This window comes from Subtercola lobariae, assembly GCF_014640255.1.
Lineage (GTDB): Bacteria > Actinomycetota > Actinomycetes > Actinomycetales > Microbacteriaceae > Subtercola > Subtercola lobariae.
Genome location: NZ_BMGP01000001.1, coordinates 305,212 through 331,351, shown reverse-complemented (window position 1 = coordinate 331,351; position 26,140 = coordinate 305,212). Strand labels below are relative to the sequence as shown.

The 26,140-nt window shown below is 67.6% G+C and carries 17 protein-coding genes; 6 read left to right on the top strand and 11 right to left on the bottom strand.

Annotated features, from left to right (window positions below):
- Window positions 1–44 precede the first annotated feature (44 nt).
- From IEX24_RS01625 to IEX24_RS01615, 3 genes are all read left to right on the top strand, one after another.
- Window positions 45–1,316 carry an FAD-binding oxidoreductase gene (locus tag IEX24_RS01625; protein ID WP_203585957.1) on the top strand — a complete coding sequence of 424 codons (1,272 nt, stop codon included), beginning with the start codon at window positions 45–47 and terminating at the stop codon, window positions 1,314–1,316.
- Window positions 1,317–2,153 (top strand): SDR family NAD(P)-dependent oxidoreductase, encoded by an 837-nt coding sequence (locus IEX24_RS01620; RefSeq protein WP_188672659.1) that lies wholly within the window; start codon window positions 1,317–1,319, stop codon window positions 2,151–2,153.
- Window positions 2,154–2,368: 215 nt separating this feature from the next.
- Window positions 2,369–3,403: an endonuclease domain-containing protein gene (locus IEX24_RS01615; RefSeq protein ID WP_188672644.1), complete on the top strand. Its 1,035-nt coding sequence runs from the start codon at window positions 2,369–2,371 to the stop codon at window positions 3,401–3,403.
- Between the two features lie 336 nt (window positions 3,404–3,739).
- On the opposite strand, the gene IEX24_RS01610 is transcribed toward IEX24_RS01615, so the two are convergent.
- The 6 genes from IEX24_RS01610 to IEX24_RS01585 form a co-directional block, all read right to left on the bottom strand.
- A complete protein-coding gene (locus IEX24_RS01610) occupies window positions 3,740–5,794 on the bottom strand; it encodes a glycosyltransferase (protein WP_229715034.1) in 2,055 nt (684 codons plus the stop codon).
- A complete protein-coding gene (locus tag IEX24_RS01605; protein WP_188672638.1) occupies window positions 5,791–7,605 on the bottom strand; it encodes an ArnT family glycosyltransferase in 1,815 nt (604 codons plus the stop codon). The genes IEX24_RS01610 and IEX24_RS01605 overlap by 4 nt, the downstream gene beginning before the upstream one ends.
- Before the next feature lie 3 nt (window positions 7,606–7,608).
- Complete coding sequence (locus IEX24_RS01600; RefSeq protein ID WP_188672635.1) at window positions 7,609–9,693, bottom strand: hypothetical protein; 2,085 nt, start codon at window positions 9,691–9,693, stop codon at window positions 7,609–7,611.
- A gap of 205 nt (window positions 9,694–9,898) precedes the next feature.
- On the bottom strand, window positions 9,899–12,400 hold the full coding sequence (locus tag IEX24_RS01595) for a putative bifunctional diguanylate cyclase/phosphodiesterase (protein WP_188672632.1): 2,502 nt from the start codon (window positions 12,398–12,400) through the stop codon (window positions 9,899–9,901).
- A gap of 360 nt (window positions 12,401–12,760) precedes the next feature.
- On the bottom strand, window positions 12,761–13,282 hold the full coding sequence (locus tag IEX24_RS01590; RefSeq protein WP_188672629.1) for a DUF1707 SHOCT-like domain-containing protein: 522 nt from the start codon (window positions 13,280–13,282) through the stop codon (window positions 12,761–12,763).
- A gap of 173 nt (window positions 13,283–13,455) precedes the next feature.
- Complete coding sequence (locus IEX24_RS01585) at window positions 13,456–14,622, bottom strand: aspartate-semialdehyde dehydrogenase (protein ID WP_268236208.1); 1,167 nt, start codon at window positions 14,620–14,622, stop codon at window positions 13,456–13,458.
- Between the two features lie 72 nt (window positions 14,623–14,694).
- On the opposite strand from IEX24_RS01585, the gene IEX24_RS01580 reads away from it, so the two are divergent.
- Window positions 14,695–15,588 (top strand): CPBP family intramembrane glutamic endopeptidase, encoded by an 894-nt coding sequence (locus IEX24_RS01580; RefSeq protein WP_188672613.1) that lies wholly within the window; start codon window positions 14,695–14,697, stop codon window positions 15,586–15,588.
- A 202-nt stretch (window positions 15,589–15,790) separates the two neighbouring features.
- Here IEX24_RS01580 and IEX24_RS01575 read toward each other — a convergent pair whose 3' ends face one another.
- From IEX24_RS01575 to IEX24_RS01555, 5 genes are all read right to left on the bottom strand, one after another.
- Entirely contained in the window at window positions 15,791–17,158 is a 1,368-nt protein-coding gene (locus tag IEX24_RS01575; RefSeq protein WP_188672610.1) for an aspartate kinase, read from the bottom strand.
- Window positions 17,159–17,513: 355 nt separating this feature from the next.
- Complete coding sequence (locus IEX24_RS01570; protein ID WP_188672607.1) at window positions 17,514–19,454, bottom strand: AtzH-like domain-containing protein; 1,941 nt, start codon at window positions 19,452–19,454, stop codon at window positions 17,514–17,516.
- A gap of 11 nt (window positions 19,455–19,465) precedes the next feature.
- Entirely contained in the window at window positions 19,466–20,065 is a 600-nt protein-coding gene (gene recR, locus IEX24_RS01565; protein ID WP_188672604.1) for a recombination mediator RecR, read from the bottom strand.
- A gap of 3 nt (window positions 20,066–20,068) precedes the next feature.
- Window positions 20,069–22,984: a DNA polymerase III subunit gamma and tau gene (locus IEX24_RS01560; protein ID WP_188672601.1), complete on the bottom strand. Its 2,916-nt coding sequence runs from the start codon at window positions 22,982–22,984 to the stop codon at window positions 20,069–20,071.
- 95 nt (window positions 22,985–23,079) lie between these two features.
- Window positions 23,080–24,924, bottom strand: coding sequence for an alpha-keto acid decarboxylase family protein (locus tag IEX24_RS01555; protein WP_188672598.1), 1,845 nt, complete (start codon window positions 24,922–24,924; stop codon window positions 23,080–23,082).
- Window positions 24,925–25,026: 102 nt separating this feature from the next.
- Here IEX24_RS01555 and IEX24_RS01550 point away from each other — a divergent pair, with 102 nt between their 5' ends.
- On the top strand, window positions 25,027–25,485 hold the full coding sequence (locus tag IEX24_RS01550) for an Lrp/AsnC family transcriptional regulator (RefSeq protein WP_188672595.1): 459 nt from the start codon (window positions 25,027–25,029) through the stop codon (window positions 25,483–25,485).
- A 153-nt stretch (window positions 25,486–25,638) separates the two neighbouring features.
- Window positions 25,639–26,070: a GNAT family acetyltransferase gene (locus IEX24_RS01545; protein WP_188672592.1), complete on the top strand. Its 432-nt coding sequence runs from the start codon at window positions 25,639–25,641 to the stop codon at window positions 26,068–26,070.
- The last annotated feature ends 70 nt before the right edge of the window (window positions 26,071–26,140 follow it).

Here is a 26,140-nt window from a genome sequence, read left to right as displayed (position 1 = left end):
AGGTTTCATCATGGGGGCGCCTCAGTGACGCCGAGCATACTGTTGTGCCTATTACCTCGGTCGAGGGTGCGGGCGCTGTGCTGGCTGCCACCGCTCCGGGTATCGCGCGCGGCATGGAACGCAGTTACGGCGACGCGGCCCTGAACCCCGGCGGCACGTTGTGGGACGCCCGGTCGCTCAACAGATTTCTGGCGTTCGACGAAGAAACGGGCATCCTGCGCTGCGAACCCGGGGTGCTGTTGCGCGACATTCAGCAGACGTTCTCTGGGCGCGGGTGGATGCTCGCCGTCACCCCTGGCACCTCGGTGGTCACCGTGGCCGGCGCCATCGCGAACGACGTTCACGGCAAGAACCACGCCACGCGCGGCACGTTCGCCGACCATGTGCAGTCGATAACGCTCGTGCGTACCGACGGATCTGTCATCACGTGCGGGCCGTCGCTCGAACGCGAGTGGTTCGAGGCGACGTGCGGAGGGCTCGGGCTGACCGGGTTGATCGTGGAGGCCTCCATTCGCCTGAAACGAGTGCCGGGCCCCTGGTTGCTCGCCGAGAACATTGCGTACCAGTCGTTGGCTGAGTTCTTTACGTTGTCAGACGAGTCTGAGGCCGAGTTCGAGCACGTGGTGTCGTGGATCGACATCACGACCGATGGGGGGCGGCGGGGCATCCTGTCTCGGGCGAACCCGACGCCGTCGCCGCACCGGCCGCTGCCGTCGAATGCGACCGTGCTGGGCGGGGTGCGTGGCGGGCCGACGGTGCCGTTCGTGCCGCCGTTCTCACTGGTGAACAAGGCCACGCTGCCGGCGCTCAATCGGGCGTATTACCGCATGCAGCGGCTGTCACTCGGGTCGTCGGTGGTGCACTACAAGCCCTTCTTCTACCCGCTCGACGCGATTCAGGAGTGGAACCGGGCCTACGGGCCACGCGGGTTCTTTCAGCACCAGTGCGTGCTGCCGCGGTCGGTCGGGGCTGAGGCGGTGGCCGAGATTCTCGGGCACGTTGCCGCGTCTGGGCAGGGGTCTTTTCTCGGGGTGTTGAAGACGATGGGCGACCGTTCGGCACTCGGCATGCTGAGCTACGCGCGACCAGGGGTGAACCTCACCATCGACTTTCCGAACCTCGGCAACTCGACGCTGCGGCTGCTGACGCGGCTCGATTCGGTTGTCGAACAGGCCGGCGGGCGGCTCTACCTGGCCAAAGACGCACGGATGCCCGTTTCGCTGTTTCAGGCGGGGTACCCGCGGTGGCAAGAGTTTTTGCAGTACAAAGACCCGGGCATGAGCTCGGAAATGTCGCGACGACTGTTAGGAAGTTAGATGTCTGGGATTGTGAGCAGGGTGACCGGGTCTAAGGGTTCTGGGTCTGGGTCTGGCGCTTCTTCGCGGGGTAACTCGGGAACGTGGCCGACCGACGTGGTGGTGATCGGGGCGACCTCAGCGATCGCCGAGCAGTGCACTCGATTGTGGTTGGAGGGTGGGGCATCCACTGCCCTGCTCATTGGGCGCGATGAGGCTCGGCTTGCGGCGATCGCCACCGACCTCGGGGTGCGGTTTCCGTCGGCCGCGGTGACGACGTTGGTCGCCGATCTGGTGTCGCCTGCCTCGATTGCGTCTGTCGTGGCTGATTTCGCGGGACCCGGGTCGGCAGGTGCCGCGGCGGGCGCGGGGCTGACCGTGCTCGTGGCGCACGGGTCGATGACCGAGCAGGAGGTGTCGCAGGCCTCGCTGGTCGAGGCCGCTTCGGTGCTCGAGGTGACGGGGGTGTCGCCGTCGCTCTGGATCGAGGCCGCGGCCGACACGATGACGGCCGGCACCATTGCGGTGATCGGCTCGGTGGCGGGCGACCGTGGGCGCAAGAAGAACTACATCTACGGGGCCGCGAAGGCGCTCATCGAGGCGATGGCCGAGGGGCTGCAGCACCGGCTCGCCGGTTCAGCCCTGCGCGTGGTGCTGGTGAAGCCGGGGCCGACCGCCACACCCATGACGGCGTCGATGCCGCAGAAGGGGCTCGCGCCGGTCGAGGCGGTGGCGGGCGAGATCGTGGCGGGCGTGAACGCGGGCCGTGCGGTGGTCTACGCCCCCCTGAAGTGGATGCTCATCATGGGTGTCGTGCGCAACATCCCTTCCCCCGTCTTCAATAAGCTCGACTTCTGACCCGCCTCACCTCGGCCTCCAGCCCTCGGGGGTGCCCGCCGCTGCCGAAACCCCTTCGGGTTGCGCAAAAGCACCTTCAGGGTGCCGCGAATGTGCTTTTGCGCAACGCCGAAGGCATCGCCGCGAGGGAGGTCCGAGACGGGCGGGGCTATGCGCGAACTGGAGGCTGTGGATAACTTCGGGGCGATGCAGAGCTGTTGAGGCAGCATGGGTCGATGACTCATCGCAACGCGCTCTCGGCGCCACTTGATCAACGCGCATTCTCCGTACAAGAGGCACGCCAGGCCGGGTTTGGGCGGGCACGGATGCGCAACGGCGAGCTGCAGCGACCCTTTCATGGCGTTCGAGTTCAAGCAAACAGGGTGTCTCCGATCGCGGCGTTCGCGCCACGCCTCAGGCAGTCGGAGTGGTTCAGCCACGAGTCTGCGGCGGTGCTCTGGGGTGTTCCGCTGCCTTCGGTCGCTCGGACAGCTGCCGATTTTCGCACAGCGGCAGAGATGCGCAGCGCGGGCGGGGTCGCGGCAGTTCTGAACGAGAGCGTCGGCCGATCGGTCGACGTCACGATCTCCGACCCCGGCGCACCGTCGAGAGCGAAGGGCGCACACGGATACCGCACGGAACCGGTGAACGCTCGAGTGGTGCGCCGATACGGCTTCCCGTGCAGCGACGCCGCCGCGACGTGGCTCAGTCTTGCCTCACGATTGAGCCTCGCCGACCTGGTCGTGGCGGGCGACCACTTTGTTCTCGACCCCGAGGTGCTCGATCCTAGCGATCCCAGACCATACGTGACGTTCAACGAGCTCCAGCAGCGCACCGAGTGCTTTCACGGGGTGGGCAAACCCCGGGCATCCCGAGCCCTGCAACTGCTGAGGCAGGGGGCGGAGTCGCGGCCCGAGACGCTCTTGCGCCTCTTGATTCGGGATGCCCGGCTGCCCGAACCCGAGGTGAACCCTGTCATCGTCGATTCGAACGGCCGGCGCATCGGGCGTGCCGACCTCGTCTTTCGTGACTTTCGCGTAATCGTGGAGTACGACGGCGACCAGCACCGAACCGACAAGGTGCAGTATCGCAAAGATGTCATCAGGTGGCAGCGTTTCATGCGCAACGACTGGGACGTGCTTCGCTTTCACGACGATGAACTGTCACACCGCTCCGACCTGACGCAACTCGAGATCGCGGAGGCGCTAGCCCGTGGCGGATGCGCTCGAGGCGCACAGGTTGCGCAAAAGCTCCTTCGGGCCGCCCTGTAGGTGCTTTTGTGCAGCGCGTTAATGCTGGCATGGCTGCCGAACGTCAAGGGATGAGGTTTTGCGAGTGGTGAGACTTGTGACGCAGAAGGGGCTGGCGATGGCTGCGAGGGCGGGCATCGCGCGTCGCGAGACGTGCGGCCAGATACTCACAAGCGGTTGCGTCAGTTGCGTCGGCGAGAAGCGTGCGTTGCGCAAAAGCACCTCCCCGGCGCGGCGGAGGTGCTTTTGCGCAACGTGGGCGAGGGAACGTCGCGAGATGCGGGGAGGGCGGGAGGGGGCGGGGCGCGGGGCGGGAGGGGGGAGGGGGCGGGGGAGGGGGCGGGGGCGGAGCCGGGGTCAGGCGGCGGCGCTGTTGCCCTCGAAGGCGGAGTCTTCGTACTCTTCGGTGAGGCCGTGGGGGGTCTTCTCCCAGTGGTGGGGGCTGAAGACGATTTGGTAGGCGGCGCGCCAGGCCGCGATGGAGTGGAGGATCCAGTACGCAGGGTTCAGGCAGGCGAACATGGCGACGCGCCAGTTGTACCGCCGCCAGGCCGCGATGCCCGAGATGATGATGATGGCGCCGTTGGAGAAGAGCATGTTGACCGTGCCGCCCACGATAAGCCAATCGGGCAGGTTGAGGCCGATGAACTGCACCCCGATGTAGGTGAACACCGTGAAACCGAGCACGAGCGGGTAGAGCATGAACGCGATGGGGGTGCCGAGGATGAGCGCGACGAGCGAGAGCGCCCCGAGAACTCCGTTCACGCGAAACCATCGCACGGGGTGCCTCGTGTTGACCGCGCCCGTCATGATGTAGCCCTTGATCCAGCGGGTGCGCTGGCGAATCCACGCGCCCACCTCGGCGCAGGCCTCTTCGGCGGTCGACGCCTTGACGACTCCGACGCGGTAGCCGTGGGCGGCCACACGGAGGCCGAGGTCGGCGTCTTCGGTGACGTTGTAGGGATCCCACGCGCCGAGCTGCCGCAAGACCTTGGTGTCGAAGTGGTTCGAGGTGCCCCCGAGCGGAATCGGCAGGTGCGACTGGTCGAGGCCCGGCAGCATCGAGTCGAACCACGCGGCGTACTCCACGGCGAAAAGCCTGGTCAGCACGTTGTAGTCGGCGTTGAAGTAAATGAGCGCGCCCTGCAGGCAGACGAGCTTCTTCTGGTTCGGGTCGACGTGCAGGCGCTCGAACTCGTCTTGCCGAAACGCAGCGACGGTGTCGCGCAGCTGTGACGGGTTCGGCCGGTCTTCGGCGTCGTAGATGACCACGAACTCACCGCGGGCGAATGACAGCCCGTAGTTGCAGGCGCGCGGCTTCGTCTGCGGGCCGCCGGGCGGCACGATGACCATGCGCACGTATTCCGGCGGCCGCATGGTGCGAACCGCCGCGATGGTCTCTTCGTCGTCGGCCTCGAGTAGCACCATGACCTCGAGTTTGGCTTTCGGGTAGTCGATGGCGCCGAGGTTCGTCAGCAGTTTGCTGATGATGTTCGCCTCTTTGTAGGCCGGCACGAGAATGGTGTAAATCGGCAGCTCGTTGTCGGGAATGCGTGACGGCAACGGCTTCAGCCCCCGCTTCACGCGCTCGAGCGCCACCTCGTCGAGCCAGCGCTCTTTGTCGCGGTTGTTGAACGGCGCCCGAAGTGCAGCCACCACCTTGAAGACGATATTCATGGCGAAGAGGATGTTCGCCCCCGCCAGCACCACGACAAGAGTGGTCGTGAGGCTCATCACACAGCCGATAATCACCAGCAGCACGACGACGCCCGGCACGATGAGCTGCCAGCGCCTCAGCCCCGACTTGGCTGATTCGTCGCTCGAGTCGGTGGCCAGAGCATCCGATGCCCCGAAGAGAAGCTGGGTGCGGCAAGCGGCCTCGACGGCCTGGTTGAGATCCCAGTCGGTGGTGGTTCGCACGGTGATGTCGCTGACCCCGAGCTGCTCGCGCGCCGAAAGCAACAGTTCTGGGGTGGGCGGAACCGTGGTGGCGATGATGGCGCCGGTACCCGACCGCTTCCACGGCACCCAGCCGGCCTCGATGAGCTGCTCGGGCGGGAGCACCGAGAGAAGGCCCGCCTCTGGCGGTTCGGCGAGCAGGTCGATGAGCGGCGCGTTCCACTGCGTCGCGAGCGCGTCGTACATTTCGCGGCGAGTGACTGCCCCCGAGAGAATGAGGTGCCGCCCAATGAGGCCGCCCTCGCGTGATTGCAGCTCGAGAGCATCCGTCAGCTCGCGCTCGTCGATGAGACCGGCGTCGAGCAGAATCTCGCCGATGCGCCCGGAGTTGTTGACCATGTCGCCGCTGGCATGAGACCCGCGGTGTTCGTGCAGCCCGAGAACAGGCGAGGCATTGCCGGCGCCGCGGGTAGGCGGAACCGACGGCGGCGAGCCGGGCGTGATGTCGGTCAACTGTCTATCCGCTCGTAGATTCGGTAGGAGCCCTGCTCGAAGACGACCCGGTACATCGTGGTGAACGACGGATCTTTCTTGATGGCATCGTAAACCAGGTCGGCGACACCCGTCTGCGAGAGTTCGGGCGCATCGGCCGTCGACACGAACACCCACTTCGCGTGCGTGGCCGGGTCGGCGATGGCCTGGTAGAACAGGTCGCCGGTCGAGCGGTTGTAGTAGTCGACCAGCGGAATGCCGATTTCGGGCAGCAGGGCGCTGCCGGCTGCAGACTCGTCCATCAGCACATCGCCGCCGTCGTAGTTGTCGCGCAGATAGGCCGCAGCCGCGGTCGCCCCGCTGGCCGCCTTGAGCTGCACGTAGCCGTTGGCTTCGGCGATGACGGATGATCGGCTCGGGTCAGCGCCCCACCACGCCGTTTGCACCAGAAGTGCCAGCCCGACTAACGCGAGCGCGGGCATCCACACCCTCGTCTTCCGAAGGGCGTCGACGAGCACCGCCGCAAGCGTCGCGAGCCACGGGATCACCGCGAGGGTGTACCTGCTGTTCCACCAGTTCTGCGGCAGCGAGTGGTCGTTGTTCATGTGCGTCTGACCGAGAAACAGGCTGAGCAGCGAGAACGCGTAGGCGACGCCCATGATCCAGACGACCAAGGCTTCGTTCGAGAGCCCGCGTTTGTAGGCCAGCACGATGGCGCCGAGAATGCCCATCACCACGGTCAGGAGGCCCGCGGTTTCGAGTACCGACCAGTCGTACGTCCAGAGGGTCAGGCCGGCATTGTGCGTGTAGGCGAGCAGACCGGCATCGGCGGTGGCCTTCTGCAGATTCGAGGCCGAGTACTGCCCGTTGGCGAACTCGAGCGGGTTGCCGTAGACCGTGAAGTTGTAGACCAGCCACCACGCGATGGCAACGCCCGGCAGCGCCGCGAAGGCGAGGCCCATCTTGACGCAGTAACGCCAGGCTTTTTTGCGTCGCCAGGCAACCCAGGCCACGAGAAGCGTGCCGGCGAACACGAGCACCCAGCCCTCGTAGCGCGAGAGCGTTGCGCCGGCGGCCGGCAGCCCGCAGAACACCATCACCTCGCCGGCCTGCAGGTTGCGTTTGCTGGTGACCCAGTGCGCCAGGCCCGCGAAACAGCCCATCATGCAGACGATCAGCACCGGCTCGGTGAGCGCCGTCGTGTACATGTACAGAATGCTGGGGTTCAGGATGATCAGCAGCACGCCCACGATGCGCGCCGCCCGCCCGAGCCCGATGCGCGCCGCGATGCGGTACACGCCCGTGGCGGTGCCCATCAGGCAGATCAACCCGAGAAGCCCCGCGCCGAGCCCGCTCGACCAGAGCCAGAGGTTCGTGACGAACGGAACGAGAATGAGGCTCGGCACCGGCAACCACACGGTGCCGAGCTGGGTGAAGCCCGGCGCCTTGCTGTCGAAGATGCGCCGCGAGATGGTGAGGTGGCTCTGCGAGTCGGCGTAGGCGATGTTCAGACCGCTCGAGGTGGTGATGATGACGGCGACGATGCCGATGGCGAGCGCCGCGAAAGCCACCACCATGGTGCCAGGAACACGGCGGCCCGCTACGGGGGCGCCGAGCGATACCCAGCGGGCGAGCATCCACTCGCCGAAGCGGGAGGGGGGTTTCGCGGGGGCCGTGGCGGCGACGCGGGCGGGTGACGCGGCAGCCGGGGCGGTGGCGGTGACTCGGTCGGCGCCGGGCGGAGTGGCACCGGGAGCGGTGACGAGGCCTGAGCGCGGCGAATCGTCCAGCCACTCTTCGGCCGGCGACTCGGGCTTCGTCAGAGAGACCACGGTCTACTCCGGCTTGGAACTCTCGGGGGCCTCGGCGCCGTCTGCTGCTGGCTCCGCGCCTTCTGAGGCGATCTGCGCGTCGACGTACTTCTTCAGCTTGGCCTTGCGGCGGCGGCGCGTGATCTCACCGACGACGCCGGCGAGAATCAGAATGATGGCGATGACGGCAATCCACACGGCATACCCGCGGTAGTCGTCGGTCACGGCCGTCTGCGGAACGATGGCGTTGCTCGAAATGAGCACCGGATCGCCCTGGTTCGGCTGCGCAATGAGCACGTCGCCCGACAGCCCGAACCAGCCGTCGGGGTTCGAAGTGGTGTAGCTCGCGGCCTGCACCTGCAGCCCCTGCACGGCGTCGCTCGACGAATCGGGTGCCCAGCCGCCGAGCATCAGCACGTTACGGCCGCCGCTCTGAAACGACTGCAGTGCGGCGTAGGGCTCGGTGGTTCCGACACCGAACGACACGGCATTCGAGTCGATGGCCTTGAAGCTGTCGAGCCGCAAGGGCGACCCGAGGGCATTCGAATCGCTGCTCGTGGCGCCGACGAACAACCCCGACTGCGACGAGCTGATGAACGAACCCGGCGAAACCACGGTGACGGCGAGTTGGATGCTCGAATTACGCTGCACCGACGCCACGATGTCACCCGCGCTCGCCACGGCCGTGGCGGCTGAGGCTCCCGTGCCGAAGGCTACCGGCAACGTGCTGCCGAGCACCTGCGGAAAGCGCTGGAACCCGGGGGTCAGCGTCTGACCCCGCACGCCCGACACCGTCGAAGCTTGGGAGTCGACGAACAGCTCGATAGGAATCTGGTTGATGGGCCCGGTGCAGTTACCCGTTACCGGCACCGCGCTGAGCTCGATTTTCAGGCCGTTGGCCGCGGTGAGCAGGGTGCCCGAAACCGGCAGCGTGAGGTCGATGGGCGTGCTGTGGGCGAGCACCTGCGAGCCGATCAGAAAGTTGTTCCAGTACACGTTCGCCGTGGCGATGACCGAGTCGGGAATGTCGGAGTGCATGCCGACGATGTGCACGGTGGCTGAGCTGACGGGGCCGCCGAACGAGGCCTGACTGATGTTCGTGAACGAGCTCGACTGCCCGAAGCCGGCGAGGGCGATCTGGTTCGGTGAACCGAAGTAGGAGAGGTTCTGGGTGAGGGCCGGAGTGCTGGTTCCGGTCTGGCTGAGGCCGGTGGTGTCGGCGGAGTTCGCCAAGACGAGGTAGTCGGAGCCGAGTGCCGCGCCGGCAGGGGCGAGGGTGGCTTCGGGGCCCGTGATGGTGAGGGTGGGCACCCCCCCGTCGCCAGAAGAGAGCGCCGTGGTCGCGGTGGTGACCGAGGAGTCGGTTGAGGGTGCGAGCACGATGATGCGGCCGCGAATGGGGGCGACCGTGGTGCGGTTCGCGGTGTCGCTTGTGGTGGTGAGACTGAGCGAGTCGCTCTGCGGCAGGGCGTGGGCGAGTGATGCGATGGTGGCAAGGCCGGCCTGCTCGAGGGCCTGGGAGGGAGCATCCGGAATCACGACCGACACCGCGTTCACTGAAGGCGACAAGAAGTCGGCCACGGTGCTCGGCGCTGCGGCGGCGCCGTCGACGTTCATCACCGCGTCGGTGAGCGACACGCTCGCGTTCGAGGGAACGGTGCAAACGGCGTTGTCACTGCCCGAAAGCGTGGCGTAGGTGAGCCCGATGGTGACGACACCCTTGACCTCGTCTGACGCCTGCAATGGCACGTTCAGCGTGCCGGGCATGGTGGGGTCGAGCGTCTGCAGCACGGCGCCGTTCACGGTGACGAGCAACTGGCCGCCCGGTGTGGCGACGGCCGACGAACCGCTGGTTGCCGCAGGAGTGACCGGTTTGATGGCGCCGGTGAGCGAGGTGGGGGTGAGGCCGTCAGGTACCTGCAGGTTCACGAAGACGGCGCCTGTGCCAGCCGGAACGGTGGTCTCGACGGGAAAAGAGAGGGTGCCCGGCGCGTCGGTAGCTGAAACTGCGGGGGCCGAAACTGCGGGCGACGCGAGCGCGGTGGATGCTGCAGCGGTGGTGCTCGCTGACGCAGCCGTTGCAGCGGCGAGCGGTGCCAGCAGCGTCACTGCGGCGACACTGACGACAGAAAGAAGTCGCAGAGAGGTTCGACGGGGTGGTTTCGAAGAGGTTCTCATGGACTATCCGATGGTAAGGCACCTGAACGCGGTTGCTGGTTGACACGACGTTTGCACTGCAGGGCGGTCAAGATGCCTACGAGAATCTCTACCCCCCAACGGGCACCCCTACCCTCGAATCTTAGCGGGTAAACCACTACGAGATGACGGCCGCCGTACCGTGTTTGCTGAGCCTGGCGATGACCTGCTCATAGGTGGCGGGCACGCCGTAGTAGAAGCCCTGGGCGTTGCGAACTCCGAGCGCCCGCAGAATCCCAGCGGTCTCGGCGCTCTCGATGCCTTCGACAATGGTGAGGTAGTCGAGGGCGTCGCTGAAGCCCTGTAGCGCCTTCACGACTTCGCGCTGACGGTGATCGCCAGGTTCGTCGATGAGGCTGCGGTCGAGCTTCAGAATGTCCATCGGAATGCGAACGAGCGACCCCACCGACGAGTTCTCCGACCCGTAGTCGTCGAGCGCAATGATGATTCCGAGATCGCGCAGCGCTTGCGCCTGAAGGCGCAGGTCGTCGGTGACGTGCCGAAGCGAGCGCTCGTTCAGCTCCAGACACAGGGAGATGGCGGGGTAGCGCGCGGCGATCTCTTTGGCGAAGGCGCCGACATGAGCATCCGTGATCTGCCCCACCTCGAGGTTCACCGCGATAGTGGCGATGCTCGGTTCGATGAGCTGGATGGCGCGGGCACCGCTCATGGCCTTGGCCATCACTTGGCGGGTGAGTTCATCCATTCGGCCGAGGCTCTTCGCCCGCTCGACGATTGCCCCCGGCGAAATGGCGCCGAGTTCTGCGTCAGTGTGACGCACGAGCGCTTCGAACGCCCAGATGCGGTTCTCGGCCATGTTGACAATGGGCTGAAACACCACAGTGAGCATTTCGTTGTCGATGGCTTCGGCCACGATGTCGTTGATGCGAGCCGAGCGATGCGGCGAGATGTTGATGGTGCTTTCGGCCGCAGGGCCGCCCTGGTGGCGCGATCGTTTCACCGCGAGCATGCTGCGGTCGGCGTCGACGACCAACGACGCGGCATCGGTTTCACGGTGCGCGGAGTAGGCGAGACCTACGCTCAGCAACGGGCGCAGATCGACACCTTCGACGGTGAAGGCGGCACTCGTTTTCTCGGTGATGCGCTCGGCGACGGTCTTCGCCTCGGCAAGCGACTTGAGTGCGGTCAGAATGACCACGAACTCGTCGCCGCCGATGCGGGCCACCACATCGTGCGGGCGGCTGGTTTCGCGCAGGCGATCAGCGACCGTGACGAGCATGGCGTCGCCGATGTGGTGGCCGTGCCGGTCGTTGAGCTGCTTGAAGCTGTCGAGGTCGATGAAGAGCACCGCGATGGCGCCCGAGTACGGGCGGTTCTCGTTCGCGTCGGCCAGAGCGCGGCGAAACGAGTTGTAGTTCGGCAGGCCGGTGAGCGAATCGCTGTTCGCGCGCAGGGTGAGGTCTGCCATGTCTTCGGTGACGCGAGCGGCCTCGGTTGCCAAGTGCGCGAGCGCTTCGAGCACTCGTTCGTCTTCACGCGTGAAAGGTATGCCGCTCAACTCGCGGGTCGCCACGACGTAGGCCTCGGCATCCGGAGCCAGACGAACCGGGTAACCGATCTCGTTCGAGCCAGGAGCGGCTTGCCTGATGGTGATGGCGTCAGCGCTCACGGCCGTCTGTACGCGCTGACTGAGAATGGCGCCGAGGTCGTCGCCCTGGTTCCACGGCAGGGTGAGGGCGGCGTCGGTGAGCCCCTTGAGGCGGCGCTGAATGCCGCGCAGCTGACGAACGCGGGCGAGGGCGAAAATGGCGCCGGCGACCACGATGAGAATTCCGGCGCCGTGGTGGTTCTGATCGGCCTCGAGCAGCAACGGGTAGACGCCGACATAGGTGAACGAGATGGCGATGGCGAGGCCGGCGATGACGACGAGGATGCCCAGCAGACGCCTGAGGCTCAGTTCGCTCACCCCGCGGCGGCCGTCGGGGCCCCAGCGGCCGCCTTGCCTCGCGAACTCCACGGCGAGTATCACCGCGAGGTAGACGGCGGTGGCGACGAACGGCATCAGCAGCGGTAGTACTCCGATGGAGCCCGACGAGCTGGCTGTGGCCGTCATGACGAGGCACCAGCCGACGGCGCCGAGGCTTGCGATGCCGGTCGCGTACACCGAGACGATGATGTCGCGCGAGTTGAAGATGGCGCCGCAGAAGAAACCGAGAACCCAGATGGCGAGGGCGATGAAGAACTGGTCGTTGAGGTTCGCGGTGGCGAGCAGGGCGACAGCTGGGCTCACTGACGGCAGGCTCGAGAGACGGCCCACCGGCAGGCGGAAGTCGGTCACGAGAGCGGTGCTCACGAAGAGGGCGGCGAGGTAGAGAAAGTCGGTGGGGGTGTGGCTGGGCTGCTGGGTTCCGGCGGCGGCGGCTTGGGCCGCGGTGGCGGCTTGGGCTCCGGCGGCTTGGGCCGCGGTCTGGGCGGCAGAAATGACGCCGAGAATCACGATGACGACCGCTACGGCCGAAACGGGAAAGAAGAAGAGCGAGCGGCGGATGCTGGTCGCGCCGGTGCGGGGTGCGGCCGGAGGCCCGGGTTCGGTCAGCGACTGGGTTGGTGCTTGGATGGTGGCGGGCCGTTGACCCGGTTGATCTGCCGCTGCTGCCATGCCGGCGTCACCCCAGCCGGAAGTGAGACGTCTGCCGGCACAGGGGAGGCAGCTGCACGGTCATTCACACAATGTACCGCGCTCAGCGGATTCGCGGTGTCGTCACGGGCTGCAGGGCGGGCTGCATGGCGGGCTTCGTCGCGTGCCGCAACGGTAGCTGCGTCGCGGGCTGAGCTGAGCGCGAGCATCCGCCCCACCAGAAGTGCGACACCAACAGATACACCACACCACAAAGCGCCGACCCCCAGCACCCAGGCAAGAAAAGTAATCATCGAGAGTGAAGCCTAGTTGAGTGAAGCTCACTATGCTAGCCCTCGAGTGCCTCGAATGGGGGGTGCTGCCGCGCGAACGCGGTCTGCGTCAGCGGTAGCGGTTGCGCCCCGAGTCGCGGGTACCTCCGGCGTAAACGATGATGGCGGTGATGGGAACGAGCAGAAACCAGAGCCAGCTGTACGTCCAGCCGCCGAGTGCGCCGGTGATCAGAAACAAGATCAGCGCGACGAACGGCGAAATCGACACGGCCACCGTGCCGACGGCTCCCCCGAGCGGGCCTCTGCGGCCCGAGCCTGAGTCGCCGGGCGAGTGGATGCTCGGCGGCCCGTAGCCCGCTGCGCCGAACTCTGAGGGCGAAGTCGGCGGGGCCGCGTACGGCTGCTGCGGCGGCGGGGTCGACGCGTGCGGCTGCTGCACCGGCAGATCGTTGAAGAGAGGCGCGAGATCGCCCCGCGTCACCGCTGAGCGCACGGCGGCCGACCGTTTCACGAATTCGGCTTCGTCGAGGCGGCCTTCGCGCAGGTTGGCGTTCAGCTGCGCCACTGCCTCGTCGCGTTCGGAATTCGTCAGACGCACATGGGCGGTCTGCGGGTCGCTGAAGTCGGTCATGCGTCTGTTGTGTCGCGCGCGGGCATCCGCGGCCAGATGCTCTTTGCGGGTTGCTGTCGATCGCACGTGGGTGCGCCGCACCCGTGACCTGGGCCCGCCGACGATGCTACCCGAGAGCAGCGATTGCAGCGCGCTGCGCTGCGGGTGAGGCGGGCGCGGCGGGGGCGCGAAGGTCAGCCCGCGATGAAGGCCGGTGCGGCATCCACTTCGGTCGGGGCGGCTAGGGCGGCTGCGGTGGCAGCCGAGGCGGCCGAGGCGGCGCGCGCGGCGAAGATCTCGGCGATCTGCACGGCATTGAGGGCGGCGCCCTTGCGGAGGTTGTCGTTGCTGATGAAGAGGGCGATTCCGCGGCCGTTCGGAACGCCTTCGTCGGTACGGATGCGACCCACGAAGCTCGGGTCTTTGCCGGCCGCCTCGAGGGGGGTCGGAACATCCGTCACCGTGACGCCGGCCGCCGTCTGTAGCAACTCGGTCGCGCGCTCGGGGCTGAGGGGGCGGCTGAATTCGGCGTTGATCGAGAGGGAATGGCCGGTGAAGACGGGAACGCGCACGCAGGTTCCGCTGACGAGAAGGCCAGGCAGCTCGAGGATCTTGCGGCTCTCGTTGCGGAGCTTCTTCTCCTCGTCGGTCTCGTTGAGGCCGTCGTCAACCAGGTTTCCGGCGAACGGAATGACGTCGAACGCGATGGGGCGCACGTACTTCACGGGCTCGGGCAGCTCGATGGCGCTGCCGTCGTGCACGAGGTCGAGCAGGTGGCCCGACGCGATGGCGGCTTCGGCTTGCGTTGCGAGCTCTTCGGCGCCGGCGAGCCCACTGCCTGAGACGGCCTGGTAGGTGCTGACGATGAGGCGTTCGAGGCCGGCTTCGGCGTCGAGAACCTTCAGCACGGGCATGGCGGCCATGGTGGTGCAGTTCGGGTTCGCGATGATTCCCTTGCGCGCCTCATCGATGGCGTGCGGGTTGACTTCGCTCACCACGAGGGGCACGTCTGGGTCCATCCGCCAGGCGCTCGAGTTGTCAATGACGGTGACTCCGGCGGCGGCGAACTTCGGCGCGAGCGCCCGCGAGCCGGTGGCGCCGGCCGAGAAGAGGGCGATGTCGAGCCCGCTCGGGTCGGCGGTGGCGGAGTCTTCGACGGTGATCTCTTCACCCCGGAAGGTCAGCGTGGTGCCAGCCGAACGAGCAGTAGCGAAGAAGCGGATGCTCGCAATCGGAAAGTCTCGATCATCCAGCAGCTGGCGCATGACTTTGCCCACCTGGCCGGTGGCGCCGACGACGCCCACGTTGAGGCCGACCTTGTGGCCTGCGCCGTCGTTGCTCGACTGTGCTGAAGTGCTCACTGCGTTCATCCCTTTGCTCGAACGTCTACTTTACCAAGCGTCGGGCAGTGGATGCCCGGGTAGGGTGCGAGCATGAGCGAAATGCCGGGTGAAGACGGGGAGCACGGCCAAGCGCACGATGCGAGGGCGGGCTCAGCGCCGCCCGAGGGGCTGCCGCAGGCCGAGGCAGAGGCGGGCGCCGGAGCAGTGCGGCACGGCGCGGCGATGCCGGGGTATGTGGTGCGGTGGGGCATCCCGAGCAGTGTCGTGGGGCTGGTGGCGTTCGTTGTTGCGCTCGCGGCGGGGGTGGCACTCTACATATTTGGCGTGATTTCGAACTCGAGTGCGGCGCAATTCGTGACGAACGTGCTGGGGTATGGCGCGATGTTCGGCGTGGTGGTACTCGTGGTGCGGCGGCGCGGATCGGGGTCGCTCGCCACCGATCTCGGGCTGCGCTTCCGGTGGATCGACCTCGCTCTCGGGCTCGGCGCGGCGTTCGCGGCGAAGGCGATCGCGGTGTTCTTCGCGGCGATGGCACAGCGGCTGGCGGGCGATACGCCCGTGCAGGGCAATCTGACGCTCGACTCCGACACCTTCTGGATCGTGCTCAACGCCCTGCTCTTCGCGTGCCTGATCGGGCCTTTTGTTGAAGAGGTATTCTTTCGGGGGTTGGTGCTGCGGGGCATCCGCAACCGAGTCTTACGCAGCTCGCCTGGGGCAGTGGATGCGGCCGGCTACGCGGTCGACGCCGCCCGAGTGCGGGTCGCGAACACGACCGCGATCGTACTGAGTGCGGTGGTGTTCGCCGCGCTGCATCTGTACGAGTCGTCGTCGTGGGCGTCGGCGCTCGCGCTGGGTGGGTCGACGCTGTTTCTCGGGCTGATCAACGCGAGGCTCGCCGTGTCGACGGGGCGGCTCGGGGCGGGCATCGTGGCGCACATTCTGTTCAACGCGTCGAGCGTGCTGGCGCTGCTCGCGGCGAGCTGACGCTCCGTGGTGGCGGTGGTGGTGGCGGTGGTGCGGGTGCGGGCACCCGGCAGCGCCACCGGCGTGCCGCACCCTTGGCAGGCCTCGCGGTTTGACGCAAAGGGCCGCTAAGGCTCGTGATAGCGCGCTTTTGGGGCAATCGCGCCGCGTCGAGCGCGGCGCGGCGGGGGCGGCGCGTTAGCGGCCGGGGTGGGGCGGCGCGTTAGCGGCCGGTGCCGCCGTGCACGACCGCCTCGGTGTCGGAGTCGAGGCCGAAGGCCGTGTGCACCACGCGCAGGGCGTCGTTCACGGTGTCGGCGCGCGTGACCACCGAGATGCGGATCTCGCTGGTGGAGATCATCTCGATGTTGATGCCGGCCTCGTAGAGGGCGGTGAAGAGCTTCGCCGAGACGCCGGCGTTGGTGCGCATTCCGGCGCCCACCAGCGCGAGCTTGCCGATCTGGTCGTCGTACTGCAGCGACGAGAACCCCACCTCGGGCTGCGACGAGGTGAGCGTCTGCAACACCTGCTGCCCGTCTGACTTCGGCAGCGTGAACGAGATGTCGGTGAGCCCGGTGGCCGCAGCCGACACGTTCTGCACGATCATGTCGATGTTCGCGCCGGTCTTGGCGACGATGTTGAAGATCTGCGCAGCCTTACCCGGAATATCGGGCACGCCCACCACGGTGATCTTCGCTTCGCTGAGGTCGGCGGCGACGCCGGCGATGAGTGGCTCTTCCACGGATTTCTCGCTGTTCTCTGAAGGTAGTTCTGCCGTTTGGGGGGTGGTGCCGAGGTTCGGGATGCCCGGCCCGCCGCTCGCGCCCGAACCGGCCTGCCCGGCGGCATCCGGAGCCAGCTCGTTGAAGACGATGGTGCCTTCATTGTTGTTGAACGACGAGCGAACGTGAAGGGTCACACCGTGCCGGCGGGCATATTCCACTGCGCGAATATAAAGAACTTTGGCCCCGTTTGCCGCCAGTTCGAGCATTTCTTCGCTCGAGATGCGATCGATCTTGTGGGCGCGGGGCACGACACGCGGGTCGGCTGTAAAGATACCGTCTACGTCGGTGTAGATCTCGCAGACGTCGGCGCCGAGGGCTGCGGCGAGGGCGACGGCAGTAGTGTCTGATCCGCCGCGACCGAGGGTGGTGATGTCGCCGGTGCCACGGTTGAAGCCCTGAAAGCCGGCGACGATGGCGATGGCGCCTTCGTCGAGAGCGCTTCGAACTCGGCCGGGGGTCACGTCGACGATGCGGGCTTGGCCGTGCCGAGCATCCGTGATCATGCCGGCCTGGCTGCCGGTGAACGAGCGGGCGTCGTGACCCATGCTGCGAATCGACATGGCCAGCAGCGCCATGGAGATGCGCTCGCCCGCGGTGAGCAGCATGTCGAGTTCGCGGGGATGCGGAATGGGGGTGACCTGGTGGGCGAGGTCGAGCAGTTCGTCGGTGGTGTCGCCCATGGCGCTCACAGCGACGACGACCTCATTGCCCGCCTTGCGGGTTTCGACGATGCGCTTGGCCACGCGTTTGATGCTCTCGGCGTCGGCGACGGATGATCCGCCGTACTTCTGAACGATCAAGGCCACGGGGTGTACTCCTGGGGGTTGGTGCGGGGTGCGGTGCTGGGTTTCGGGGTGTTACTTTCGCGTGGTTCGCAGGGGATCAGAGTTCGCGGTGCAGAGGGTTGCCGCACAGAATCGCTGATCGCGGTGGCGACAGATGGATGAAGTCGACTACTAATTGTAGGCGGGGGCGATCTGTGCTGCGCACGAACGGGTGTCGGCGGGTGGTGCCGCGCGCCGGTGACCGCGAGGCGAGTACGCTCGCGGGGCCCGGCGAGCTGGGCCCCGCCGGCAATCCCAGCAAGGTGACGGCCGCAGCTACGCGCGGGGTCGGGCGAGCTGGCCCCGGCCGACGAACAGAGCGAGGTGATGCCCACGGCTACGCGCGGGGGCGAGCGAGTGCGAGCAGGGCGAGGTCGGCGCCCCGGGAGCCGAGCAGGCAGAGCCCGACGGGCAGGGTGCCGACGCGCCCGTAGGGCAGAGTGAACGCCGGCAGGCCCGAGAGTGATGCGAGGCAGGTGAGGCGTAGGGTGGCCGCTCGAATCCGTTCGATTTCGGTGGGGTCGGCCCCGATCTTCGGTGCGGGCGACGAGGTCGAGGGCAGCGCGAGCGCAGTGCCGGGCGCGACGGCGGCCTCGAGGGCGGCGGTCGCGCGGGCAAGGGTGGCACGGGCATCCGTCGCAGCCTGCTCGGTGAGAGTGGATGCCGCGGCGAACCTCGCCGCGATGGCCGGGTCGAGGGCGCCGGGGTTGGCGGTGACGAAATCGCCGTCTTCGGCCCAGGCCTCGAACTGCTGCACGACGCGGAAGGCATCGAACCACTGCTCGAGATCTTCTGCGGCAAAGGCTGACGCTGCGGCAGCGACCTCGACGGTTGCGCCCGAGTTCAGCGCCAGGGCGCGAACGGCGGCCTCGAACGTGAGCTGCGCGTCGGGGTCGGCGAGGGCGACGAGCCCCGGGTCGATGAGGATGCGCGTGATGGGTTCGGGGTGGGCGGTGTCGGTCGCGGGCGCGGCGGAGGTGGCAGGGGCGGCGGACGCCGATTCGATGGCGGGTGAGATGGGGGCCACGGGCATCCGCTCGCCCGTCGCCAGCAGCGCCAGAACGCCCCGCTCGAGCGTGGGAAGCTCGCGGGCCAGCAGCCCCACGGTGTCGAAGCTCGGCGCGAGGCCGACCAGACCCGAGCGCGAGACGGCGTTGTGCGTGGTGCGCAGCCCGTAGAGGCCCGTGTACGAGCCCGGAACCCGAATCGAGCCGGCGGTATCGGTGCCGAGCCCAAGGTCGGCGAGCCCGAGAGCGACCGCTGACGCGGGGCCGCTGGTCGATCCGCCCGAGATGCGCCCCGGAGCCGCTGGGTTCGGTGGGGTGCCGAAGTGCACGTTCGTTCCGGCGATGGAGAAGGCGAGCTCGTCGGTCTGGGCGAGCCCCGTGATCTCGGCGCCCGCGTCGATGAGGGCCTGCACAGCGGGGGCGGTTTCAGATTCGGGCGCACGGCCGGCGGCGAACGCGGGGTTTCCGGCGCCGATGGTCTCGCCTGCGATGGCGAACAGGTCTTTCACGGCGACGCGGATGCCCGCCAGCGGCCCGACGCTCGAACCGTTGCCCGGGTACGCCTCCGACTCCACGAGTGGACGGCGCGAGGCGGGCGTCGCCCAGATGGCGCGTTCTTCGGCGGCGGTGAGTTCGTGCCCGCCGAACTGCACGCCCGGAACAGTGGAAACGTGAGCGACCGTGACGGCCCAGGGTGAGTGCTCGTCGGCACGTTGCCAGAGTTGGGTCTGGCTGCCGGTTCCGTTGTCGTTGCGAATCGATTCGGCCACGATTACGGCTGCATTCGCGTCGATGGGGCGCACGTGCACGCGGCGCAGATAGCGCTGAGGAACGGCGGGCCGGCCGGCGCGGAACGCGGCTATGGCGTGATGCCCGACGAGGGCAGAACCCGCCTCGCTGCGCACGGTGAGCGGGCTTGTTGCGAACAGCTCGTCGAGTTCTGGGATGTCGTTGGTCATCAGCGCGCGCTCGTAGCGCCAGAAGGCGGCGAGCACGGTGGGGTCGCCGAGCGGGTGCGGGTCGTCTGCGGTGGGCGCGAGGGTGTCGGCGGGCTCGGGCGCCCCGGCGGGCTCGAGTGGATCGGCGGCCTCGCGCGGGCCGGCGGGCTCGGGCGCCCCGGCGGGCTCGGGCGCCCCGGCGGGCTCGGGCGCCCCGGCGGGCTCGAGTGGATCGGCGGCCTCAGGCGAGCCGGCCGGCTCGGATTGACTAGCAGGCTCGGGCGCCCCGGCGGGCCCGATGGGCTGGCCGGGAACCGGCGGACGCCAACCCATGTCGCCCCGCCTTACCGCTCGACCAGTCGACGACCCTCGAAGGCGCGCCCGAGCGTCACTTCGTCGGCGTATTCGAGGTCGCCGCCCACCGGGAGGCCGGAAGCGAGCCGGGTCACCCTGATGTCGAGGGTGGTGAGCAGCCGCGAGAGGTACGCCGCAGTCGCCTCGCCCTCGAGGTTCGGGTCGGTGGCGATGATGACCTCTTCGATGGTCGCATCGGCGAGGCGCTGCATGAGCTCTCGAATGCGCAGGTTGTCGGGCCCGATGCCGTCGATCGGGCTGATCGCCCCCCCGAGCACGTGATAGCGGCCACGAAATTCGCGGGTGCGCTCGATGGCGACCACGTCTTTCGCCTCTTCGACCACGCAGATGACGTTCAGCGAGCGTCGCGGGTCGCGGCAGATGGTGCAGGTGTCTTGCTCAGACACGTTGCCGCAGATCGAGCAGAAGTGAACCTTGTCGCGCACCTCGATCAGAACTTCGGCAAGCCGCGTAACGTCGAAACTTTCTGTTTGCAAGATGTGAAAGGCGATGCGCTGCGCCGATTTCGGGCCGATTCCCGGCAGTCGGCCCAGCTCGTCGATCAGTTCTTGAACGATTCCTTCGTACATGCTCTAGCCCTCCCGGCCTGGGCCGGCGCCTGGCGCGGGGCGCGGGGCGACGGGGCGTTCTTCGATGAAACTCGCGCCGAGAATCTCGCGCACGACTGCTTCGCCGTACCGCTGCTTCTCGCCGAAACGCGGCATCGGGCGGTCAGGCGTTGCTCGCTCGGCTCGCTGCGGAGCCCGGTCGCGTGGGGCCGGTGCCGCGTTCGGTGTCGTCGCGGCAGCGCCGGGCTGCGCCATCTCGGCGCGGGCAGGCGCGGCGGGGGGCGCCGCGATGGCGGCAGCCGCGGCAGACTCGGGGCGGCTCGATGTGAAGGGCTCGGCAGGAGCGGCAGACTCACCGTTGCTCGACGTGTCGAGCCAGACAGGGCCACCGGATGCCCGGCCAGACGTTTCAGCGGTCGCCAACGTCTGCGCACCTACGCCGCGCGGCCCCACCGGGAGAAAATCTGACGGGTCGACATCGGTAGGCCCATCGCCGAGCGGAATGTCATCGCCCGGAACATACCAGCCGGCACCCTCGTCGTATTCAGCTATCGGGCTCTCGGGAATGTCTTCAGGAATCTGCTCGGCACCGGCCGGCGCAACGCCACCTCGCTCGGCGACGCCTCGCTCTGCCATACCCTGGGCCGTCGCACCTCGCTCTGCCGAAGCCTGGGCCGTCGCACCCCGGTCTGCCACACCCCGCTCTGCCGAACCATGGGCAGCGTCGCTCTGCAGCGGGATGCCCGCGGCGATCACACCCGCGCGCACCGGCTCGTCACCGGGCTCGGGCGCCGACATGGGAATGGCAACGGTCGGCCACGACGTCGTTGAGCCACCTGCTGCTGGGGCGGCCTCGGCCTGTCTGGGCACCGTGCGGCTAGCGGTGGGGCGGCCAGTGACGGGTTGGCCAGTGACGGGTCGCGGCGCTTTCGGCGCCGCAACAGGAGGCGACGCCACCGGCGGGGCCACCACAGAGGGAGCAGCGACCGGTGCCGAAGCAACAGCGGGCTGCGCCGCAGGCGCCCCACCCGACGAGTCGACGCGGGCGATGAACTTAACGCGCACGCCGATGATGTCGACGATCGCCTGCCGCAACACCTCGCTGACACCTTGGCCCGGAGTCTGCTGCTGCTTGAAGCTCGCCACATCGTTCTCGCTCGGAAAGCTGAGCGTGAGCACGTCACCCTCGAGCCCCCGCACACTCGCCGTGTACACCACGAGCCACGCACTTCGCCGAGCCTTCTCGACAGCTTCGAGAATCTCGGGCCACGCGTCTTTGAGCAGCTGCGTAGTGGCCGGCGTGCGACCAGTGGATGCCCGGCTGCCGTCGGAGGCGCCCACAGACGCCGAGTCTCCCCCACCTTCGGCCCTGTTCGCGGCTTCTGCATCACCGGCCGAATCCGCACGGGCGGCCGCTGCCGCATCAGCCGAAGACGCCGGGCCAGCCGCCACTTCCACCGTCGATTTCTGCGCAGACGCAGACCCAGGCGCAGGCGCAGACCCAGGCACCGACGCGAACGCAGGCGCAGACGGAACGCCCGAAACCGGCTGGGCCACGCGCGTGGACGGAACGCCCGAAACGGGCTCGGCCACGCGCGTGACCGGAAGCGCGGCCGCTGGTGCGTTCGAAGTCTCGGCGGGGGTCGACGAAGTGAGGGGTGGCCGAGCATCCACTGTGGGCGATGGCGATGGCGATGGCGATGGCGTCGGCGCAACCTGCGCCGCACCACCTGCCGTCACCGAGCCGCGCGCCGGCGCATCCGAACCGTCACTGACGCCGACTCGCCGTTCGAGGCGCTCGACCCGCGCGAGCGCGCCCCGCGCCGTGTCGTCGCTCGCCGGAACCAGCACCCGCGCGATCATCAGCTCGAGGTGCAGCCGAGGCGAGGTCGCACCCGTCATCTCGGTGAGCGCCGCGTTCACGATGTCGGCGGTGCGCGAGAGCTCGGCGGCACCGAACAGGCCGGCCTGCTGCTGCATCTGCAGAATGTCGTCGCTCGGCATTCCGCGAAGAACCGCCGCAGCACCTTCGGCCGAGCGCGACGCCGCCACGATGATCACATCGCGAAGCCGCTCGAGCAGGTCTTCGACGAATCGGCGCGGATCTTGACCGGTCTGAATGACCCGATCGACCGCCCCGAACGCCGCCGCCGAGTCGTGGTTGCCGAGGGCATCGATGACCTCGCCCAGCAGCGACGCGTGGGTGTAGCCGAGCAGCGCGACCGCACGCTCGTACTCGATGCGATTGCTCTCTGAGCCCGCAATGAGCTGGTCGAGCAGAGACAGAGTGTCTCTGGCCGAGCCGCCGCCCGCTCGAACGACGAGCGGCAGCACGCCGGGCGCCACCGCAACACCCTCGATCTCACACAGCGCCTGCACGTATTCGAGCAACTGCGCCGGCGGAATGAGCCTGAACGGGTAATGATGCGTACGCGACCGGATGGTGCCGATCACCTTGTCGGGCTCGGTCGTGGCGAAGATGAACTTGATGTGCTCTGGCGGCTCTTCGACGATCTTGAGCAGCGCGTTGAAGCCCTGCGGCGTCACCATGTGTGCCTCGTCGAGAATGAAGATCTTGTAGCGGTCGCGGGCGGGCGCGAAGACCGCTCGTTCGCGAAGGTCGCGTGCATCATCCACACCGTTGTGGCTGGCGGCGTCGATCTCGACCACATCGAGCGAACCCGAGCCGTCTCGGGCGAGTTCGACGCAGCTCGGGCAGACACCGCAGGGCGTGTCGGTGGGGCCCTCGGCGCAGTTCAGGCAGCGCGCGAGGATGCGCGCCGACGTGGTCTTGCCGCAGCCGCGTGGGCCGGAGAAGAGGTAGGCGTGGTTGACGCGGTTGGTTCGAAGCGCCGTCATGAGCGGCTCCGTCACCTGAGACTGGCCGATCATTTCGCCGAACGTCTCAGGCCGGTAGCGTCGATAGAGGGCTGTGACCATGGCACCAATCGTATCCGCAGCCACCGACACCGAAGCCCCTCGCGGCCAACCTGTGCACAGCTGCAGGATGCCCGGCGGCGGCCTGCCCTCAAACCTCAGTTTTCGCTGTAGACGATCGACGACAGCGCATCGTCGGTGGCGTTCACCGCGGCAGCGGCAGCGCCCACCGGCGCGTTCGCCGCCGAAAGCCCCTCGCCGAGCAGTCGCAGCAGGCGCGGCGAATCGAGCGGGGGCAGAATCACTTCGATCAGCACGAGTTTGTCGGTCGTGCGGGTGGCGAGGGCGAGAGCATCCGTCAGCTCAGACTCGGTGCGAACCGAGCGCGTGACAGCCCGGTCTGCGGCGCCGAAAGCCGCGGGGAGGGCGGTGAAGTTCCAGGGCGTGACGTCTTGGTACACCGCGCTCGGGCTCTGAATGGCGCGCTCGATGGTGTAGCCGCCGTTGTTCAGCACGAAGATCACCGGCGTGAGGCCACGATGCAGGATGCTCGCCAGTTCTTGCACCGTCAGCTGAGCCGACCCGTCGCCGATCAGCAGCACAGTGCGTTTGCTCGGTTCGGCGATGCAGGCGCCCAGGGTGGCCGGCAGAGTGAAGCCGATCGACGACCAGATGGGCTGGCCGAGCAGGTCGCAGTTGTCGGGCAGGGTGAGGTCGATGGCGCCGAAGAACGCGGTGCCGGCCTCGGCGACCACGATGGTGTTCGGGGCGATGAAGCTCTGAACTCCGCGCCAGAACGACTCGTGTACGAGTGGTTCTGCGGCTATGGCGACTTCTGCGGTGGCGCTGGCGTCGGTAAGCGTGGCGTCGGCAGCCAGCGTGGCGGGTGCCGCAGCGACTGTGCCGGGTGTCGCAACGGGCGCCTGAGCCGGGCTGCTCGGTGCCGGCCACGTGAGCGAGATCGGCGGCGCCGGGTCGAGCCGGGCATCCTGCAGCACCTCGTTCACGATGCGCAATGAGTCGCCGAGGTGCACCCCGAAGAAGGTGGTTTCGCCGATGCGCGCCCAGGTCAGCCCGAGTTCGACCGCGCGATCGGGGTCGAAGCGGTGCGTGAAGAAGCCGGTGAGCAGGTCGCTCATGATGGTGCCGGCCAGAATGAGCAGCGGGGCATCGTCGATGGTGCGGCGTGCGGCATCCACTCGGGTGTGAGCGCCCAAATACGTGCCGACGCTAGCCGGATGCGACTCGTCGAGAATGGCTTTCGAGCCGCTTTGCGTTGCGATGTAGACGCCGGGGGCGTCGGCGAGCGAGCGGATGATCGGCTCGAGTGACGCGCGATGAACCCGCGGCCCCACCAGAACTCCGACGCGCGGCACCGAGTAGACGGCCGCACGCAGCGCCTCGGCGAACCGCAGCAGTTGGCGTGAGTCGCTGGTGAACGCCGCGAGCGGTTCGCGCAGGTTCGCGGCCGACACCCGCGCAACCGCAACATCTGACGGAACGCCGATGTACACCGGTTTCGACTCGGTGAGCGCGGTGAGCAGAATGCGGTCGATATCGGCCGGCGCGGTGTGGGTCTTGAGCACGATCGACGCAGCCGTGACCTGCTCGTACGCCCTCACGAAGTGTTCGAAGTTGCCGTCGACGAGCGAGTGATGCACCAGGGCGCCGTCTCGTTGAGCGGCTGTGGAGGGCATTCCGGTGATCTGCACGACAGGCACGTCTTCGGCAAAACTGCCGGCCACACCGTTTATGGCGCTGAGCTCGCCGACGCCGAACGTGGTGACGACGGCACCGATGCCGCGGCGCACGCGCGCGTAACCATCGGCGGCATACGCCGCGTTGAGTTCATTCGCCGTGCCAACCCACTCGACTCCGTCGACGGTGAGCATCTCGTCGAGCAGGCTGAGGTTGAAGTCGCCGGGCAGGCCGAAGAGGTGCGGCGAGCCGAGCTGAGCGAGGCGGGTGGCGAGATAGGCGCCCACCGAAATGGTGTCTGTCATGGTGCTAGTACAACAACGACCGACCGCATTGCGCAACAGAGCTCGCACTCATCTGGCAGATTGACTAGTCTGTGCACGAATGACTAACAGAATGGCAGCACCGTGACCACTCTCGACCCCACCGACCGCCGCATCTTGCGCGCGCTCGACGACGATTCGCGCGCTCCGGTCTTGTTGCTCGCTCAACGCCTGGGGCTCGCGCGCGGCACAGTGCAGGCCCGACTCGAACGGATGGGCCGCGCCGACGTCTTGCGAGCCCACAGCGTGCGCGTCGAACCTCGTCCGCTGGGCTTCAACCTGCGCGCCTTTGTGACGGCCGAAGTCGACCAAGAGACCTTCGACCAGACGATCGAGGCGCTGGCGGGCATCCGGGAGGTCATCGAATGCTCGGCCATTGCCGGGGCAGACGACATCATCTGCCAGGTGGTCGCCCGCGATGCCGACGATTTGTACAGCGTAGGGCAGCAGATTCTGCGCTGCGCGGGCATTCGGCGCACCTCGACCTCGATCGTGTTGCGGCAGCTGATGCCGTATCGCACGGCGCAGTTGCTAGCCGACTGAGCGGGCGCGGTCGCTGCTTCCTGGCCCGGTCGCTGGAGCAGGCGCAGTCACTGGAGCAGGCGCAGTCACTGGAGCCGGCACAATCACGGCACTTGGCGCGACCACCGCGTCGGGCGTACCGGTGGCCACCGCGACAGCTCGTAGGCTGATGCAATGGAGATTCGCGCGTTCAACGTGGCCGACACTGAGGCGGTAGTGACGCTCTGGGCCGAGTGCGGACTCACCCGCCCGTGGAACAACCCGCGCGCCGATATCGAGCGCAAACTCACCGTGCAGCCTGAACTCTTTCTCGTGGGCGTTGAGCCCGATCTCGCAACGGGCGATCACATCGTCGCCAGCGCAATGATCGGGTACGACGGGCACCGCGGCTGGGTCAACTATCTCGCGGTGAGCCCGGCCTGGCAGCGGCGTGGTTATGCGCGCACCTTGATGGCTGAGGCCGAGCGTCTCTTGACGGCTCGCGGATGCCCGAAACTCAACCTCCAGGTACGCTCAGGTAACACCGAGGCGCAGGGCTTTTACGCTGCTCTCGGATACGAACCAGACCTCGCCATCAGCTTCGGCAAACGGCTCATCGCCGACTGACCGAGGCCCGCTGCCCACTCGACCTCCATCGCGGCGCTCGGATCGCCGCAGCCGCAACTCGGGCCGCCGC

Bases quoted from the DNA above. Each gene is read 5' to 3' on its own strand.
- IEX24_RS01620 (WP_188672659.1), top strand. From the start codon at position 1,317: ATGTCTGGGATTGTGAGCAGGGTGACCGGGTCTAAGGGTTCTGGGTCT.
- IEX24_RS01615 (WP_188672644.1), top strand. From the start codon at position 2,369: ATGACTCATCGCAACGCGCTCTCGGCGCCACTTGATCAACGCGCATTC.
- IEX24_RS01595 (WP_188672632.1), bottom strand. From the start codon at position 12,400: ATGGCAGCAGCGGCAGATCAACCGGGTCAACGGCCCGCCACCATCCAA.
- IEX24_RS01590 (WP_188672629.1), bottom strand. From the start codon at position 13,282: ATGACCGACTTCAGCGACCCGCAGACCGCCCATGTGCGTCTGACGAAT.
- IEX24_RS01580 (WP_188672613.1), top strand. From the start codon at position 14,695: ATGAGCGAAATGCCGGGTGAAGACGGGGAGCACGGCCAAGCGCACGAT.
- IEX24_RS01570 (WP_188672607.1), bottom strand. From the start codon at position 19,454: ATGGGTTGGCGTCCGCCGGTTCCCGGCCAGCCCATCGGGCCCGCCGGG.
- recR (WP_188672604.1), bottom strand. From the start codon at position 20,065: ATGTACGAAGGAATCGTTCAAGAACTGATCGACGAGCTGGGCCGACTG.
- IEX24_RS01560 (WP_188672601.1), bottom strand. From the start codon at position 22,984: ATGGTCACAGCCCTCTATCGACGCTACCGGCCTGAGACGTTCGGCGAA.
- IEX24_RS01555 (WP_188672598.1), bottom strand. From the start codon at position 24,924: ATGACAGACACCATTTCGGTGGGCGCCTATCTCGCCACCCGCCTCGCT.
- IEX24_RS01545 (WP_188672592.1), top strand. From the start codon at position 25,639: ATGGAGATTCGCGCGTTCAACGTGGCCGACACTGAGGCGGTAGTGACG.